The sequence below is a fragment of the Amycolatopsis sp. NPDC102522 genome (assembly GCF_055584485.1).
The window spans coordinates 116,077-131,518 of record NZ_JBVJLY010000013.1 but is presented as its reverse complement, the minus strand read 5'-3'; the positions used below and the strand labels follow the sequence as shown (position 1 = coordinate 131,518).

General features: G+C 68.8%; 12 protein-coding genes. 5 read left to right on the top strand and 7 right to left on the bottom strand.

Translation table 11 applies throughout. The features are described from left to right. The first annotated feature begins 51 nt into the window (after positions 1–51). Complete coding sequence (locus ACZ6YV_RS27665; RefSeq protein WP_465512384.1) at positions 52–2,241, top strand: bifunctional lysylphosphatidylglycerol flippase/synthetase MprF; 2,190 nt, start codon at positions 52–54, stop codon at positions 2,239–2,241. Here ACZ6YV_RS27665 and ACZ6YV_RS27660 read toward each other — a convergent pair. Together ACZ6YV_RS27660 and ACZ6YV_RS27655 are read right to left on the bottom strand one after the other, a co-directional pair. Continuing rightward, a complete protein-coding gene (locus ACZ6YV_RS27660; RefSeq protein WP_465512383.1) occupies positions 2,178–3,113 on the bottom strand; it encodes a DUF8017 domain-containing protein in 936 nt (311 codons plus the stop codon). The genes ACZ6YV_RS27665 and ACZ6YV_RS27660 overlap by 64 nt on opposite strands. Then, positions 3,113–4,861 carry a proline--tRNA ligase gene (locus ACZ6YV_RS27655; protein WP_465512382.1) on the bottom strand — a complete coding sequence of 583 codons (1,749 nt, stop codon included), beginning with the start codon at positions 4,859–4,861 and terminating at the stop codon, positions 3,113–3,115. Before ACZ6YV_RS27655 ends, ACZ6YV_RS27660 begins: the two co-directional genes overlap by 1 nt. Before the next feature lie 126 nt (positions 4,862–4,987). Between ACZ6YV_RS27655 and ACZ6YV_RS27650 the strand changes: the two genes are divergently transcribed. Together ACZ6YV_RS27650 and ACZ6YV_RS27645 are read left to right on the top strand one after the other, a co-directional pair. Continuing rightward, a complete protein-coding gene (locus ACZ6YV_RS27650) occupies positions 4,988–5,341 on the top strand; it encodes a VOC family protein (RefSeq protein ID WP_465512381.1) in 354 nt (117 codons plus the stop codon). 31 nt (positions 5,342–5,372) lie between these two features. Beyond that, entirely contained in the window at positions 5,373–6,287 is a 915-nt protein-coding gene (locus ACZ6YV_RS27645) for a 2-hydroxyacid dehydrogenase (RefSeq protein WP_465512380.1), read from the top strand. 270 nt (positions 6,288–6,557) lie between these two features. On the opposite strand, the gene ACZ6YV_RS27640 is transcribed toward ACZ6YV_RS27645, so the two are convergent. Together ACZ6YV_RS27640 and ACZ6YV_RS27635 are read right to left on the bottom strand one after the other, a co-directional pair. Further along, a complete protein-coding gene (locus ACZ6YV_RS27640; protein WP_465512379.1) occupies positions 6,558–7,493 on the bottom strand; it encodes an aminoglycoside phosphotransferase in 936 nt (311 codons plus the stop codon). Positions 7,494–7,566: 73 nt separating this feature from the next. Then, the gene (locus tag ACZ6YV_RS27635; RefSeq protein ID WP_465512378.1) at positions 7,567–8,535 is read right to left on the bottom strand and encodes a GNAT family N-acetyltransferase; all 969 of its coding nucleotides are present in this window, start codon (positions 8,533–8,535) and stop codon (positions 7,567–7,569) included. 59 nt (positions 8,536–8,594) lie between these two features. Here ACZ6YV_RS27635 and yaaA point away from each other — a divergent pair, with 59 nt between their 5' ends. Together yaaA and ACZ6YV_RS27625 are read left to right on the top strand one after the other, a co-directional pair. After that, positions 8,595–9,350 (top strand): peroxide stress protein YaaA, encoded by a 756-nt coding sequence (yaaA, locus tag ACZ6YV_RS27630; protein ID WP_465512377.1) that lies wholly within the window; start codon positions 8,595–8,597, stop codon positions 9,348–9,350. 87 nt (positions 9,351–9,437) lie between these two features. Further along, positions 9,438–10,889, top strand: coding sequence for a trypsin-like serine protease (locus ACZ6YV_RS27625; protein ID WP_465512376.1), 1,452 nt, complete (start codon positions 9,438–9,440; stop codon positions 10,887–10,889). A 61-nt stretch (positions 10,890–10,950) separates the two neighbouring features. On the opposite strand, the gene ACZ6YV_RS27620 is transcribed toward ACZ6YV_RS27625, so the two are convergent. The 3 genes from ACZ6YV_RS27620 to ACZ6YV_RS27610 form a co-directional block, all read right to left on the bottom strand. Further along, complete coding sequence (locus tag ACZ6YV_RS27620; RefSeq protein ID WP_465512375.1) at positions 10,951–12,474, bottom strand: phytoene desaturase family protein; 1,524 nt, start codon at positions 12,472–12,474, stop codon at positions 10,951–10,953. Positions 12,475–12,545: 71 nt separating this feature from the next. Next, the gene (locus tag ACZ6YV_RS27615; protein ID WP_465512374.1) at positions 12,546–14,093 is read right to left on the bottom strand and encodes a S8 family serine peptidase; all 1,548 of its coding nucleotides are present in this window, start codon (positions 14,091–14,093) and stop codon (positions 12,546–12,548) included. Then, a complete protein-coding gene (locus tag ACZ6YV_RS27610) occupies positions 14,093–15,256 on the bottom strand; it encodes a S8 family peptidase (protein WP_465512373.1) in 1,164 nt (387 codons plus the stop codon). The genes ACZ6YV_RS27615 and ACZ6YV_RS27610 overlap by 1 nt, the downstream gene beginning before the upstream one ends. Positions 15,257–15,442: the final 186 nt, after the last annotated feature.

Sequence of the window (15,442 nt, the reverse complement as noted above, 5' to 3'; positions counted from 1 at the left end):
GGGTCCCGTGCCGGATGTGTCGGACCGGCCTCCGCGCCTACCTTGATTTCCATGCCAAAAGGGGGAAGCGGGACGGCCGCGCCGGGCCGGACGCACAAGATCGCCACGGTGCTGAGGCACCGGCTGCCTTTCACCACCCTCGTCACGCTGACCATGCTCGCGCTCGCCTTGGCCACGGGCGCGCTCTGGTCGGCCGCCGAGGATCGCGCGGTGTACCCGTACATCGCGTATGGGCTGCCGTCGCTCGAATCAGGCCGGTGGTGGGCCTTGCTCACCGGACCGCTGTTCGCGGTCGTCCCGCTGTACTACCTGCCGATGGTACTCAGCTTCGCGTTGTTCGCCGGGTTCGCGGAATGGCGGCTCGGCACCCGCCGGGCGATGGCCGTCGCCATCGGTGGCCAGTTCGTCAGCGTGCTGGTGGCGGTCCAGTTCCTGGCCTTGAGCCGCAACTCCGGCTGGGAGTGGGCGGAACGGATCGCGGGCAGCCTCGACGTCGGGTTCTCCGGCGGCGCGCTCGCCGCGGTCGCGGTCGCCAGCGCCACCCTCCGCCCGCCGTGGCGCCTGCGGTTGCGCGCCGGGCTGTGCGTCTACGCCGGGATCGCGATCATCTTCGTCGGCACGCTCGCCGACCTCGTCCACTTCTTCGCCCTCGTCCTGGCCCTGCCGTTCGGGCGCCGGTTCCTCGGTTCGAAGGATTCCAGCCGCGAACGGCGGCCGAGCCTGCGCGAGTGGCGGTTCTACGTCGTGGCCGGCCTGCTGGTGCTGACGGTCGCCGAACTGGTGATGTCCTTCGTGCCGGGCAACGGCCCCTTCGGTTCGTCCGAGGAGCTTTCGCTGTCGACCTGGGAAGTCATCGTCCTGTGCCTGATCGTCGTGCCGATCATGAACGGCCTGCGCAAGGGCAGCCAGGTCGCCTGGTGGTGCGCGATGATCCTGACCTCGTTCGTCATCCTGCAGGTGCTGGTCTACGGCGGGGTGCTCACGCTCGCGGAGATCTTCGGTGACGACAGCGAACTGATGGATCCGCCGCTGTTCTTCGTGGACAACCTGCTGTGGACGGTCGAATTCGCACTGCTGGTCTCCTCTCGCGGCGCCTTCCGCGTGCCGTCGCGCCGCAAACGCCGCCGTCTCGGCCGGATGGGCAACCCCGCGCTGGCCCGCACCCTGCTCAGCCGTCACGGCGGAAGCACGCTTTCGTGGATGACGACGTGGCCGCAGAACTCCTACTTCGTGGCCGCGGACGGCAAGTCCTATCTCGCCTACCGGCGCCACGCCGGGGTCGCCATCGCCCTCGGCGACCCGATCGCCCCGGACGGCGCCGCCGACCGGACGATCGCCGAGTTCATCACGATGTGCGAGAACACCGGTCTCGTGCCGTGCCTGTTCTCCGCGACCGGTGACACCACCGCCAAGACCGACGAACTCGGCTGGAAGCAGGTCCAGGTCGCCGAAGACACTCTGATCGAGCTGGAGACGCTGGAGTTCCGCGGCAAGCGCTGGCAGGACGTGCGGACCGCGCTCAACCGCGCCAAGAAGGACGGCATCGAGTTCCGGCTCGTCCGGCTCGCCGACCAGCCGCGCGCGGTGATCTCGCAGGTGCGCGCGATCTCCGAAGAGTGGATCAGCGACAAGGGCATGCCGGAAATGGGCTTCACCCTCGGCGGGGTCGACGAGGCGATGGACCCCGAGACCCGCGTGGGTCTAGCGGTGGACGCCGACGGCGTGGTCCACGGTGTGACGTCGTGGATGCCGGTCTACACCGGCGCGGGCGCCGTCGGCGGCTGGACGCTCGACGTCATGCGCAAGCGCGCCGACGGATTCCGCCCGTCGATGGAGTTCCTGATCGCGTCGTCGTGCCTGGCCTTCCGCGACGAAGGCGCGAAGTTCGTCTCGCTTTCCGGTGCCCCGCTGGCGAGTTCCGGCGAACCCGCGCACGCCGTCGAGCGGGTGCTGGACGCGCTCGGCACGATGATGGAACCGTTCTACGGATTCCGTTCGCTGCACGCGTTCAAGGCGAAGTTCCAGCCGCGGCATGTCCCGCTGTACCTCGCGTTCCGCGACGAGGCGGATCTGCCGCGGATCGGGATCGCGCTCGGCCGGGCCTACCTGCCGAACACCGGACTGCTGAGACTGGCGAAGCTCGCGCGCTCAGGTAAGAAGCCCCGGCCCCAAAAAGATCAGCGCAAGGTCGAAGGCGGCGGCGTGATGGTCTTGCGGTCGGCCTCCGGGACACCCCGGTAGGTCTTGAGGATCTTCAGGATCTGCTCGCGGTCCGCACTGCCCTGCTGGTCTTGGTCCGAATAGACGAGCAGGGCGGCGGACGCGTCGCCCATGTCCACGGCCTGCACGCCGACGAGGGCGCGCTTCGGGATACACGGCCCGGTGTACCCGAGGGTCACTTCGGCGATCAGGATGTTCGCGGGGGCCTTCTTGCCGGTGCCCAGGGTGAACTCCGTCGCCTGCGGCGGGTCCGCGACGATCTTGGCCGACAACGGGCCGTCCTCGGGGTTGTACGCGCTGACCACGAGGTCGTACAAGGCCTTGTTCGCGGCGCCGGGTGCGTCGGCGACCTTCACGGTCGTCAATCCGCTGCCCCCGATCCTGCTCCCCCGGACCGCCGGGCAGTAGTCGTCGCCGACGAAAGCGCTGGAGAACAGGGAGATGCCGGGGACGAGCGCGGTCTTCTCCCAGCCGTGGATCGTGCCGGGTTTCGGCGTCCAGTTCGGCGGGACGTCGTAAGCGACCTGACCGTCCGCCCCGGCCACCGACTGCCAGCCATCGGTCACCGGCGGCGCGACGACGCGCGGCGACGGCGTGTAGACGATCGGAGTCCGGGAGGTCGGCGCGCTGCTGTCCGACGAGCGGTCACTGTTGTTCGCGAGCGCGGCGACCGCGATGACGCCGAGCGTGGCGAAGAAGCCGAACATGGCCCTTCGCCCGCTTCGCGACATCGGCTGCTTCGCCGGCTTCTGAGGCTCAAGCGTGGGTTTCGGTGCGGGCTCGACAGGCGACGGCGTGTAGCCGGGCGAGTCCGAGGGCTCATAGCCCCCGAACCCGCTCAGCGCCTGCTTGTCCTCGTAGCCCGGGGAATCCCCGCGCTTCTTGCCGAACATTACGAGCGGACGAGCTTGACCAGGTGCTCCACGACCGCGTCGACGGCGATCTCTTCGCGGTCGCCGGTGCGGCGGTCCTTGACCTCGACGACGCCGTTCGCCAGGCCGCGCCCGACCACCAGGATCGTCGGGACGCCGACGAGTTCGGCGTCCGCGAACTTCACGCCCGGAGAGGCCTTGCGGTCGTCGAGGACGACCTCGATCCCGGCGGCGTCCAGTTCGGCGGCGAGCTTCTCCGCGCCGGCGGCGATCGTCTCGTCCTTGCCCGCGATGACGACGTGCACGTCGAACGGCGAGACCTCGCGGGGCCAGATGATGCCGAGGTCGTCGTGGTTCTGCTCGGCGAGCACGCCGACCAGCCGCGAAACGCCGACGCCGTACGAGCCCATGGTGATGCGGATGGGCTTGGAGTCCGGGCCCAGCGCGTCCAGAGAGAACGCGTCGGCGTACTTGCGGCCCAGCTGGAAGATGTGCCCGATCTCGATGCCGCGCGCGGCGACCAGGGTGCCCTTGCCGTCGGGCGAGGCGTCGCCTTCGCGGACCTCGGCGGCTTCGATGGTGCCGTCACCGGTGAAGTCGCGGCCCGCGACCAGGTCGACCACGTGGTGGTCACGCTCGTCGGCGCCGGTGACCCAGGCGGTGCCGTCGGCGACGCGCGGGTCGAGCAGGTAGCGGACGCCGTTGTCCTTCAGCGCCTTCGGGCCGATGTAGCCCTTGACGAGGAACCGGTTCTTGGCGAAGTCGGCCTCTTCGAGCAGCTCGAACTCGGCGGGCTCGAGCGACGCTTCGAGGCGCTTCGTGTCGACCTCGCGATCTCCGGGGAGGCCGATGGCCAGCAGCTCCCATTCCTTCGCGCCCGGCTGGCGGGTCTTCACCAGGACGTTCTTGAGCGTGTCCGCGGCGGTGAAGGTGCGGCCGAGGTCGGCGTTGTTCAGGAACGCGACCAGCGACTCGATGGTCGGGGTGCCCGGCGTGTGGTGGACCTTCGCCTCGGGGAGCCCCTCGACCGGCTTCGCCTCGGGAGCGGGCGTGGTGACCGCTTCGACGTTGGCGGCGTAACCCGATTCGGTGCTGCGGACGTAGGTGTCCTCACCCGTCGCTGCGACGGCGAGGAACTCCTCGGAGGCAGAGCCGCCCATCGCGCCCGAAGTCGCCTTCACGACGACGTACTCGATGCCGAGACGGTCGAACAGCTTGGTGTACGCCTGCCTGTGCAGCTCGTACGACTTCGCGAGGCCTTCGTCGTCGAGGTCGAAGGAGTAGGAGTCCTTCATGACGAACTCGCGGCCGCGCAAAATGCCGGCGCGGGGACGCGCCTCGTCGCGATACTTGGTCTGGATTTGGTACAGGACGACGGGGTAGTCCTTGTATGAGTTGAATTCACCCTTCACGGTGAGCGCGAAGAGCTCTTCGTGCGTCGGGCCGAGGAGGTAGTCGGCGCCCTTGCGGTCCTTGAGACGGAACAGCGCGTCGCCGTACTCGGTCCAGCGGCCGGTGGCCTCGTAAGGCTCCTTCGGCAGCAGCGCGGGGAACTGGATCTCCTGCGCGCCGAAGGCGTTCATCTCTTCACGGACGACGTTCTCGATACGGCGCAGCACCCGCAGGCCCAGCGGCAGCCAGGAATAGCCGCCCGGGGCCACCCGGCGGACGTAGCCGGCGCGTACCAGGAGCCGGTGGCTCGGTACCTCGGCGTCCGCCGGATCCTCACGCAGGGTGCGAAGGAACAACGACGACATCCTGGTGATCACTTCTGGGCTCCTCGCTGGAATTACGTGCTGAGACGTTCTGCGCAGCGTAGTCACCCCGCCCCGGGGCTGTTCAACCGGTTATCGCGGGTGCCCGGTTTTGTCGGTGGGTACCGCTAGCTTGCCGTCATGGGTATCGAGCTGGGAATGATCACGATCGACTGCGCGGATCCGCGCGGGCTCGCGGCGTTCTGGACGAAGGCGCTCGGCGTGGAGGTGGATCAGGACCACGATGGCGAGTTCCTGATCCTGCACCCCAAGGTGGAGAACGGGCCCGTGTTCGCGTTCCAGCGTGTGCCGGAGCCGCGGGCGGGCAAGAACCGGGTCCATATGGACTTCGGTTCCGAAGACATGGAGAAGGAGGTGGAACGCCTGATCGGATTGGGCGCGAAGAAACTGGACGAGCACAAGATGCCGGGCTTCGCCTGGACGGTGCTGGCCGATCCCGTCGGCAACGAATTCTGCGTCGCCACCCACGGGTAGTGAGGCCGGTCCCGATGGTCAGAATGGCGGAATGAAGGAGCAAGCCATCCTGCCCTGGGCCGACATCGAGCTACCCGAAGGCCTGAGCGTCCGGTTGTACGACGGCATCGGTCCACTGCCTGAGAGCGGCCTCGATGACGTCGAGGTCTACGTGCTGCCCTACGACACCGGAGCGGAGCCGACGAAGCTGATCGACCGGCTTCCGTCGCTGAAGCTCGTGCAGTCGCTTTCGGCCGGGGTGGAGAGGCTGGTCCCGCTGGTGCCGGCGGGGGTGCGGCTGGCCAACGGCCGAGGCCTGCACGACCTCAGCGTGGCCGAGCACGCGCTGGCGCTGATCCACGCGTCGCAGCGGGATCTGCCGCGCTGGTTCGCGCAGCAGGCGGCGGCGTCTTGGGAGCGCGAGCACACGCGCTCGCTGGCGGACAGCCGTGTACTGCTGGTCGGCCACGGCTCGATCGGCCAGGCCATCGAGCGGCAGCTGGTCGCGGCCGAGGCCGTCGTGACCAGGGTGGCGAGCACGGCCCGGCCCGCGGAGCGGGTGCACGGCGTCGGCGAGCTGGCGGAGCTGCTGCCGTCCGCCGACATCGTGGTCCTGATCCTGCCCGAAACACCCGAGACCATGGGTCTGTTCGGCGCCGCGGAACTCGCCGCACTGCCGGACGGCGCCCTGGTGGTGAACGTCGGGCGAGGCTCGGCGATCGACACCGCAGCGCTCACCGCCGAGACCGTCGCCGGGCGGCTGCGCGCGGCGCTGGACGTCGTCGATCCGGAGCCGCTGCCCGCCGGGCATCCGCTGTGGACCGCGCCGGGCGTGATCGTCACGCCGCATATCGCGGGTGGGTCGGCGTCGTTCTACCCGCGCGCGAAGCGGCTGGTCGCCGAGCAACTGCGCCGGTATGTCGCGGGCGAAACGCTGCTGAACGTGGTGAGCGGCAAGGACGGTTAGGGCGGACCGTGCCCCGGGTACCGATGGTGGTCGAGTCTGGACCGTGGTGTCCGTGAATCGCCACGTGCGCCCCACGCGCCCCAGCAGTCACAGCGGCTGCGCTTGCCGAGGTATGTGAAGGCCCCCTTCATTGCGCCTAGCGCAATGAAGGGGGCCTTCACATACCTCAAGTGGGCAGGGTGCAGGTACCGCGTGGGTCGGGGTGGTCGTGAGTGGTAAGTGGGGTTAGAACGACACTTGCCACTCACGAGGCTTTCTATGCGCCGGGCGCTACGGCCAGTGGGTCCGGTAGGCGAGCCAGTCACGCATGGCCGCGGCGAGACGGCGCTGCGCCGCGCGGACACCGGTCGTCGCAGGCGGTTCCGGTAGCCGCGAGGCCCGTTCCGCGTGCCCTGCCAGGGCGACGCCGAACGCCGTGACCGCCCAGACCGGGACACCCGCGAGCACGGGGCGCCGCCGCAGCAGGCGATCGACGTCTGCGGGCTCGTGCCCGGCGTCGAGCAGATAGGGAACGAGCGCGACCAGGTCGAGCCAGCCCGCACCCCTCGCCGGGTAGCGCCAGTTGGTGACGAGCACCCTGCCCAGTCCGGTCCGCACCAGGTATTCGGGCTGGATGTCGTTGTGCAGCAACGTGTCCCCGGCCGACCAGGGATGCCAGGACGTCTCCAGCTGGACGAGCCTGTCGAGGTTGCGGACGGCCCAGTCGTCGAGGTCGTCGGGGAGTTCCTTCGCCAGTTCGTGCCAGCCGCGCAGGAGCGGGCCGAGATCGTCGAGCGCGTCCGGGACGTCGGGCAGCGGGCACGGCGTGAGCGTGCGTCCGAGCGCGCCGAAGGTGGCCAGGACCGCGGAGAGGTCCGGCGACCCTGGGCGCAGGTTCGGCTTGGCGCCGTCGAAGTCGGCGAACGCGAGCACCAGCCAGTCACCATCCACAAAGGACAGCAGCTTCGGCGTGGGCGCCTCCGGCGGAAGCCGTCGCGCGATGGCGGCCTCCGTCCGGAAACCGCCCGCTCGCGGGCTGTCCGCCGGGATGGCCTTCAGGAAGACCCAGCGATGACCGCGGTCGAGTTCGAGCCTCGCGGCGACACCGCCGTCGAATTCCGGGTTCTGCCACAACGAACGACGGACCACCGACCCGAGCTCACGCTCCACGGTGTCACGCGTCGCCGAAGGCAGGTCATGCCAGCCGAGGCGTGCGGAAACCGGCAACGCCCTAACACCCCCAGCGATCTCTCCGAGAAGATCGACTGTACCGAAATCCACCCTTTCGGGTGACAACCGGTCAGGTCGGAACGGGCTTCACGTACCCGGCCCAGCGCTGATGCTCGCTGAACCCGACGCGTTCGTAGACCCCGAGGGCGCGGTGGCTGTTGTCCTGATCGACGTTGAGCGAGGCCCGCTGGAATCCCTTGGCCTTGGCCTGGACGAGCGTGTGCCCGAGCAGGGCCCCCGCGATCCCGCGCCCGCGAAGGCTCGCGTCGGTCGCGACGTGACTGGCATACAGCTCTTTCACGCCCGTGACGGCCTCGTCCGAGGCGAAATACGCGGTCAGCACCATCGCGATCACCCGGTCCCTGGCCGGGCTCAGCAGCAGGAACGACAGGTCCGGCTGGAAGTCCTTCCCGCCGACCACCAGATGCCGCCAGGCCTCCGGGGACTGTGCCGTGCTCCCCCAATGGTTCGCGAAGGTCTCGTTGCGGGACCGCAGGGTGAGTTCCTCGTACTTCTCCTCGTAAGCGACGAGAGGGAACTCTTCGGGCAGCGGTTCGGCGGGCGGGATCGACGCGAGGTCGGCCCGCATGTCGACGAACCACCGCGCGTGCTCGTATCCGGCGTCCACCAGCACGTCGGAGATCCACCGCTGGTTGGTGTTGGCCGCGGCGTGCAGCTCCAGCGGTGCGTCCGGGAAGGACTTCGCGTGGACCTCCTTGCCCGTCTCCTCGAACCAGCCGATGAGGTGCGCGGCGATCGCTTCGTCGCGATATTCGGGATGGACGAGCGTCTCGACCCGCACCATATGGGCCGGATTCGCCGCGTCACGACGCCTGAGCAAGCCGTAAGCGGCCAGCTTGTCGCCGTCCCAGGCGCTGGTGGTCGCCGTCGGCAGGTCGACGTTCGGCGAGCCGATCTCTTCGGCGAGGTCCTCGGCGTTGTAGTGCTCGCCGATCGGCTCGACACGCTCCGCCGCGGCGAAGGTCTCGGCCAGTCGCGGCATGTCGTCCATGGTCAGCGGGCGCCAGGTCAGGCTCATGCGGAGGAGGCTAAGCCCGCGCCTCGGGGTGACGCACTCCATTTAGTTACGCTTCCGTGGTGCTCGTGCTGCTCCCCCCTTCCGAAACCAAGGCCGCCGGTGGCACCGGCGCGCCGCTGGACCTCGGCGCCCTGTCGTTCCCGGAACTGAACCCGACGCGGGCCAAGCTCGCCGACGCGCTGTCCGAACTGGCGGCCGACGTCCCGGCCAGTGTCGCCGCGCTCGGCATCACGCCGCGGCAGGCCGACGAGGTCGCCCGCAACGCCGAGCTGTGGGCCTCGCCCACGATGCCCGGGCTGCGCCGCTACACCGGGGTGCTCTACGACGCGCTCGACGTGAAGTCCTTCACCAAGGCGACGCTGGCGAAGGCCGAGAAGCGCCTCGCCGTCGCTTCGGCGCTGTTCGGTGTGGTCGCGGCGACCGACCCGATCCCCGCGTACCGGCTTTCCGGCGGGAACGCGCTGCCGTCGCTCGGGACCGTCCGCAGCGTGTGGAAGCCGGTGCTCGAACCGGTGCTCCAGGGCATCGAGGGGCTCGTCGTCGACCTGCGCTCCGGGACGTACTCGGCCCTCGCGAAGCTCCGCCCGGACGCGGTGACGGTGCGTGTCGTGACCGAGGACGCGAAGGGCAACCGGACCACGGTGAGCCACTTCAACAAGGCCTACAAGGGACGGCTGGCCGCCGAGCTGGTGAAGTCCCGCAGCGAGCCGTCCACTGTGGAACAGCTGGTGCGACTGCTGTCGAAGGCAGGCCTCGACGTCGAACGCACCGGCGACCACAGTCTCGAACTACTCACCGGTGACGGCGTGCATTAGTTCCGTACCCCTACGGGCTTCTTCCTCGATTGTTCCACCAGGCGCGGATGCGGAAAGTGATTTCCAGCCACCTGGAAAGGAACCACCGTGAACAGAAGACAACGGCTGCTGGGGATCGCCACCGCCACCCTCGGCTGCCTCTCGGTCCTCCTGCCCGCGCCGGCGGCCGCCGCGAACCTGCCCGCGGTCACCCCGACGGACCAAGCTGTCGTCCCCAGTGGACCGCACACGAACTCCGTCGGCGGCACGCCCGCCTCGGTCAAGGACCATCCGTTCATCATCGCGGGCCTGCGCCAAGGCGGCGCCCGGCCGCAGGGTCAGACGTGCACCGGTTCGGTCGTCGCACCGCGCAAGATTCTGATCGCCGCGCACTGCAAGGCCGCGGACGGTGAGAAGAGCTTCCTCTATGGACTGGACGATCTCAACGCGGGTGGCGGGACGAGGATCGGCGTCGTCAGCTACGACATCCATCCGAAGTACGTCAACTTCGACCAGGGTTACGACGTCGCGGTGGTCACCACCGACGCCGACATCCCGGTGCCGGGTGGCCAGTACGCGAAGGTCGCGACGTCTGCCGACACGGACCTGAACAAGCCGGGCAAGTCCGGGCTGGGGCTCGGCTACGGCAAGAAGGACTTCAACGACGACACCCGCAACGTCGAACTGCACAAGTTCACCCTGCCGGTCGTGCAGGGCAGCAACTGCAACGGTGTCGGCGCGGGCTTCAAAGACGCCACGATGATCTGCAGTGGCTACAGCGACGGCCACGTCACGATCCTGCCGGGTGACAGCGGCGGCCCGCTCGTCGTGGACGGCAAGGTCGTCGGCGTCGCGTCGTGGAGCCGCAGTGACTTCAAGTGGTACAGCGTCTACGGCCGGCTCAACAACGACATGGGCGACTGGGTCAAGCAGCAGATCGGCGAGCCGCAGAACCCGGAGACGTTCTCCCTCGCGGTGACGCCGTCCTCGCTCAAGGTCGAGCCGGGCAAGTACGTTTCGGCGACGGTGACCAGCAAACCGGGCAAGAACGGCGCGGAGAAGGTCGACCTGAGCGCTTCAGGGCTTCCGGACGGGGCGAAGGCCACGTTCCAGCCCGCGTCCATCACCTCCGGCGAGTCGGCGAAGGTGAGCATCGAGGTTCCCGCCGGGACGGCCGAAAAGGACTACGCGGTCACGATCTCGGGCAAGGGGACCGCCGACACGGCGACCACGAAGCTGACGCTGACCGTCGGCAACGGTGGACCGCAGCCCGGCAACCTCCAGGTGAGCGTGAGCCCCGGCAGCGGGACCGTCCAGCCCGGCTTCTTCAGCAACGTCACGGTTTCCGCCACCGGCGGGACCGGCACGATCACGCTGTCGGCGTCCGGACAGGGCCTGCCGTTCGCACCGTTCTTCAACCCGAAGACGATCTCGAGCGGCGGCAACTCGACCATGCAGGTGGTCGCGCCGTTCCAGCGCGGCACGTACCCGGTGACCGTCACCGCGACGGACTCGGCGGGCAAGACCGCCACGGCGACCTACACCCTCACCGTCCAGTAGCGCGTGTCATGAAAGGGTCGTTCAGGACATATCTTGTCCTGAACGACCCTTTCATGACACTTCAGGAGTGGGAAAGCACCGCCATCGCGGCATTGTGCCCAGGGATGCCCGACACACCACCGCCCCGCACAGCGCCCGCACCGCAGAGCAGCACCCGTTCGTGCGCGGTCTCGACACCCCAGCGACCCACCTGAGCGGCATCGGCCGCGTAGGGCCACGACAGGTCCCGATGGAAGATGTGCCCCGCGGGCAGCCCCAGCTCGGCCTCCAGGTCCAGCGGCGTCTTGGCTTCGACGCACAACCGGCCGTCCGGCGAGCGCAGCACGCAGTCCTCGATCGGCTCTCCCAGCACACTGTCCAAAGAGGACAAAGTCGCCCGCAAAGCCTCTTCGCGAGCGGCGTCGTTGCGTCCCTCGAACAGTCGCGCGGGCATGTGCAGCCCGAACAAGGTCAGCGTCTGCACCCCGGCGGCCTGTTCGGCAGGGCCGAGGATCGACGGGTCGGTCAGCGAATGGCAGTAGATCTCGCACGGCGGCAGCGACGGGATCCTGCCCGCGGCGGCCTCGGCATAGGCCGTCGCCAGCTGCTCGTAACCCTCGTTGACATGGAACGTCCCTCCGAACGCCTCCCGCGGATCCACACCCGGATCGCGCAGCCGCGGCAGCCGTGACAGCACGATGTTCACCTTGAGCTGCGCGCCTTCCGGCGCTTCCGGCGGCTCCTCCCCCAGCAGGCGCGCGAGCGTCCGCGGCGCGACGTTCGAGAGCACATGCCCGCCCCGCACGGTGAACTCGTCGTCGCCGAGCCGATAGCGCACCGAGCCGTCCGGATCGACGGACAGCACCTCGGCCCCGGTCACCAACCGCGCCCCGGCTTCGCGCGCGGCCGACGCGAGCGCCCCGGTCACCGCGCCCATGCCGCCGACGGGCACGTCCCAGTCACCGGTCTCGTTGCCGATCACGTGATAGAGCAGGCAGAGGTTCTGCCGGAAGTCTCCGGCGTCGGCGAAGGTCCCGATCAGCGCGTCGGTCAGGACGACGCCGCGCACGGTGTCGTTGCCGAACATCCCGGTGAGCGTCTCCGAGATCGGCCTTTCGAACAGCGCGTCCCAGGCCTCGTCCCCGACGCGCGAACGCAGTTCCTCCCTGGAGACCAGTGGGTCGGTCAGCGTGGGGAACGTCGCCTCGGCGACCCGCGACGTCATCGCGTAGAACCGTCGCCAGGCCTCGAAGTCCTTTGTGGACCCGGTGAGCGCGGAGAACGACGCCGCGGTGCGGCCGTCGTCGCCCGTGTCGACAAGGAGACCGCCGTCCCCGACAGGCGTGTACGACGACATCCGCCGCCGCCGGAGGGCGAGTTCGAGCCCGAGGTCCGCGATGATCTTCCGTGGCAACAGGCTCACCAGGTACGAGTACCGCGACAGGCGAACGTCGACGCCGGGGAAGGCCCGGAACGAGACCGCCGCCCCGCCGACCTCGTCCCGGCGTTCCAGCACCAGCACCGAGCGACCGGCTCTGGCCAGGTAGGCGGCCGCCACCAGGCCGTTGTGCCCGCCACCGACGATCACGGCGTCGTAGGACTCCATCCAAAACCTCCCGAACCAACGACAATGCGCCGCGGTCATCGTGACCGCGGCGCACCGACGTTCGCAAGGACTCAGAAGGTGATGGAGAAGCCTTCGATCGTCCCGCTGTCGAACCGGTAGACGTCACGGACCCGCAGTTTCCAGGTCCCGTTCGCCGGTTCGGACGAGGCGTTCACCGTGTAGGAGGTATGCACGCCGCTCGCCTCGCCGATCCCTCCCGCCTGCTTGAGGCCGAACACCGCACCGCTCGGCCCGATCAGGTCGATCGCCAGGTCACCGGTGTAGGTGTGCGCGATGTCGACCTTGACCGGCAGCGTCGCCGACGCCTTGCCGTCGCAGCCTTCCTGCGTCACCGAACTGGTCACCGCGTCACCCGCGTCCGGAATGGACACCGGTGTCGTGTTGGATTTGGCGCCGCACTTGGGGCCGGGGCCGCCTCCGCCGATGAACGACACGTTCAGCAGCTTGTTCACCGTTCCGCTCGGCAGGCCCTTGAGCACACCGTCCGAGGAGTTGTTCACCAGCGCGTCCCGCGTCTGCTGCGGGGTGGCGCCGGAGTTGGCGGACAGGTAGAGCGCCACCGCGCCCGCCACGTGCGGCGTGGCCATCGAAGTCCCGCTCATGTTCGCCGAACCACCGTTGGACGTGGACAGCGACGTGATGTTGCTGCCAGGGGCGAAGATGTCCACGCACGAACTGTGGTTGGAGAACGAGGACTTGTTGTCGTTCTCGTCCGAGGCGCCGACCGTGATCGCCTCGGGGATGCGGGCGGGGCTGACGTTGCAGGCGTTCTGGTTCTCGTTGCCCGCCGCCACCGCGTAGACGAAGCCCGCCGCGATGGACTTCTTGATGACGTCGTCGCCGAGCCCGACCTGGTCCATCTTCAGGCTCAGGTTCGCCACCGCCGGTTTGGTGCCGTTCGCGGTCAGCCATTCCGCCGCGTCCACGATGGCGGAGTCGGGACCGTTGCCCGAACAGTCGTTGCCCAGCACCTTCAGCCCGACGATCTTGACCTTCTTCGCCACGCCGTAGGTCTTGCTGCCGATGGTGCCCGCGGTGTGACTGCCGTGCCCGTTGCAGTCCTTCCCGTCGCCGCCGACGAAGTCCTTGCCGATGGACGCGCGGCCTTCGTACTCCGGGTTGTCCGGGTTGATGCCGGTGTCCATGTCGTACGCGGTCACGCCTTCGCCCGTGTTCGGGTACGTGAAGCTCTTGTCACGCGGCAGGTTCTTCTGGTCGATCCGGTCCAGGCCCCAGGTGGGGTTGGTCTGGGTGCCGACGGCACGCGCGGTGCCGTCCTGGTAGACCGCCTTGACCGCCGGATCCGCCGCGAGGCGCCGGGCCTGCTGCTCGGACATGCCCTTGACCGAGAAGCCGCGGAGCACGTTCTTGTACGCCGAGCGGACTTCGCCGCCGTAGCGGCCGGTCAGCGCCGCCGAAGACTGCTCGACGGCCATCGTGCCGACCTCGTGGAGCGCGACGATGTACTGGTTCCCATAGTGCTGGTTCGCCTGCACGACAACGCCTTCCGCCTGCGCGGCGACGGCGTTGCCGGCGGCGAGCGCGGCGAGTGCGGTGGCCGCGAAGACCACCACACCGCCGCGCACGCCGCGGCGCATCAGAGGCCTGCCACGTTCAGCAGTTTGTTGGTCGAACCGGAACCCGGGCTGGTCACGACGCCGTTGGTGGCGGCGGCGGCCAGACCGGAGGCCACGGCGGCGGGGTTGGCCGACGGGTGCGAGGTCAGGTAGATCGCGGCCGCGCCGGCGACGTGCGGCGTCGCCATCGAGGTACCGCTCATCTGCTGGGTGCCGCCACCGTTGCGCAGCGAGGTGATGTTGGTGCCGGGCGCGAAGATGTCGGTGCAGCTGCCGTAGTTCGAGAACGTGGACCGGCGGTCGTCGTTCTGCGTGGCGTTGACGGTGATGGCCTCCTTCACGCGGGCAGGGCTGGTGCTGCAGGCATTCGTGTTGGAATTCCCGGAGGCCACCGTGTTCGTGATGCCCGCCGAAACCGCGCGGCGCACGGCGGCGTCGACGCCGTTGTCTGCCGGGCCACCGAGGCTCATGGTGAGCACCGACGGGCCCTTGGCGTTCTTCACGACCCAGTCGATCCCGCTGATGATCTGCGAGTACTGGCCGCTGCCCTGGCAGTTCAGCACGCGGACCGCGACGATCTTGGCGCCCTTGGCCACGCCGTAGGTGGCGCTGCCGACCGTGCCGGCGACGTGCGTGCCGTGGCCCTGGCAGTCCTTGGCGTCGGCGTCGTTGTCGATGAAGTCGTACCCGCTGGACGCGCGGCCGCCGAATTCGGACTGGCGGTAGTCGACACCGGTGTCGACCACGTAGACCGTCGCCCCCGCCCCGTCGTTCGGGTAGGTGTACTTCTTGTCCAGCGGCAGCTTCTGCTGATCGATCCGGTCCAGGCCCCAGGTCGGGTTGTTCTGGGTGCCGGTCATGTGCGCGACGGCGTCCTGCTGGACGAAGTCGACGGCTGGGTCGGCGGCGAGCCGTTTGGCCTGGGCCTCGGTCATCTTCGCCGAGAAGCCGTTCAGCGCGGCGCTGTAGGTCGCCTTCACCTGGCCGCCGTACTTGGCGGCGAGGCCGGCGTCGCCGCTCTTCAGCGAGACGATGTACCCGTCCGTGACCGCTCCCGGCACACCGGCGCCGAGGATCTGCCCCTCGGCGGCCGTCGCCGATCCGGCGAAGGCCAGCGAGGCCGCCACACAGGCCCCGGTGAGCACCGCACCCGCGATCCGGTGACGTCGAAGTTCTCCACGCATTTCCTGAGCTCCGTTCACTCGAACAGGTGGTTCGCGCCGACGGGAATCCCGCCTCGCGCCGTGACGAGCAGTCACAGTGAAATCACTTTCGGGTGGCGGCACCTGCGCGAACAAGCGAGGCAACGGTCCGTAGGACTACGTATCTAATAGGGAAATTCACCATCCCTACGAAAGTTGTGTGACCGT

What these genes read in the sequence shown, in the direction of transcription:
- ACZ6YV_RS27665 (WP_465512384.1), top strand. Translation starts at nt 52, where the DNA reads ATGCCAAAAGGGGGAAGCGGGACGGCCGCGCCGGGCCGGACGCACAAG.
- ACZ6YV_RS27660 (WP_465512383.1), bottom strand. Translation starts at nt 3,113, where the DNA reads ATGTTCGGCAAGAAGCGCGGGGATTCCCCGGGCTACGAGGACAAGCAG.
- ACZ6YV_RS27650 (WP_465512381.1), top strand. Translation starts at nt 4,988, where the DNA reads ATGGGTATCGAGCTGGGAATGATCACGATCGACTGCGCGGATCCGCGC.
- ACZ6YV_RS27645 (WP_465512380.1), top strand. Translation starts at nt 5,373, where the DNA reads ATGAAGGAGCAAGCCATCCTGCCCTGGGCCGACATCGAGCTACCCGAA.
- ACZ6YV_RS27635 (WP_465512378.1), bottom strand. Translation starts at nt 8,535, where the DNA reads ATGAGCCTGACCTGGCGCCCGCTGACCATGGACGACATGCCGCGACTG.
- ACZ6YV_RS27620 (WP_465512375.1), bottom strand. Translation starts at nt 12,474, where the DNA reads ATGGAGTCCTACGACGCCGTGATCGTCGGTGGCGGGCACAACGGCCTG.
- ACZ6YV_RS27615 (WP_465512374.1), bottom strand. Translation starts at nt 14,093, where the DNA reads ATGCGCCGCGGCGTGCGCGGCGGTGTGGTGGTCTTCGCGGCCACCGCA.
- ACZ6YV_RS27610 (WP_465512373.1), bottom strand. Translation starts at nt 15,256, where the DNA reads ATGCGTGGAGAACTTCGACGTCACCGGATCGCGGGTGCGGTGCTCACC.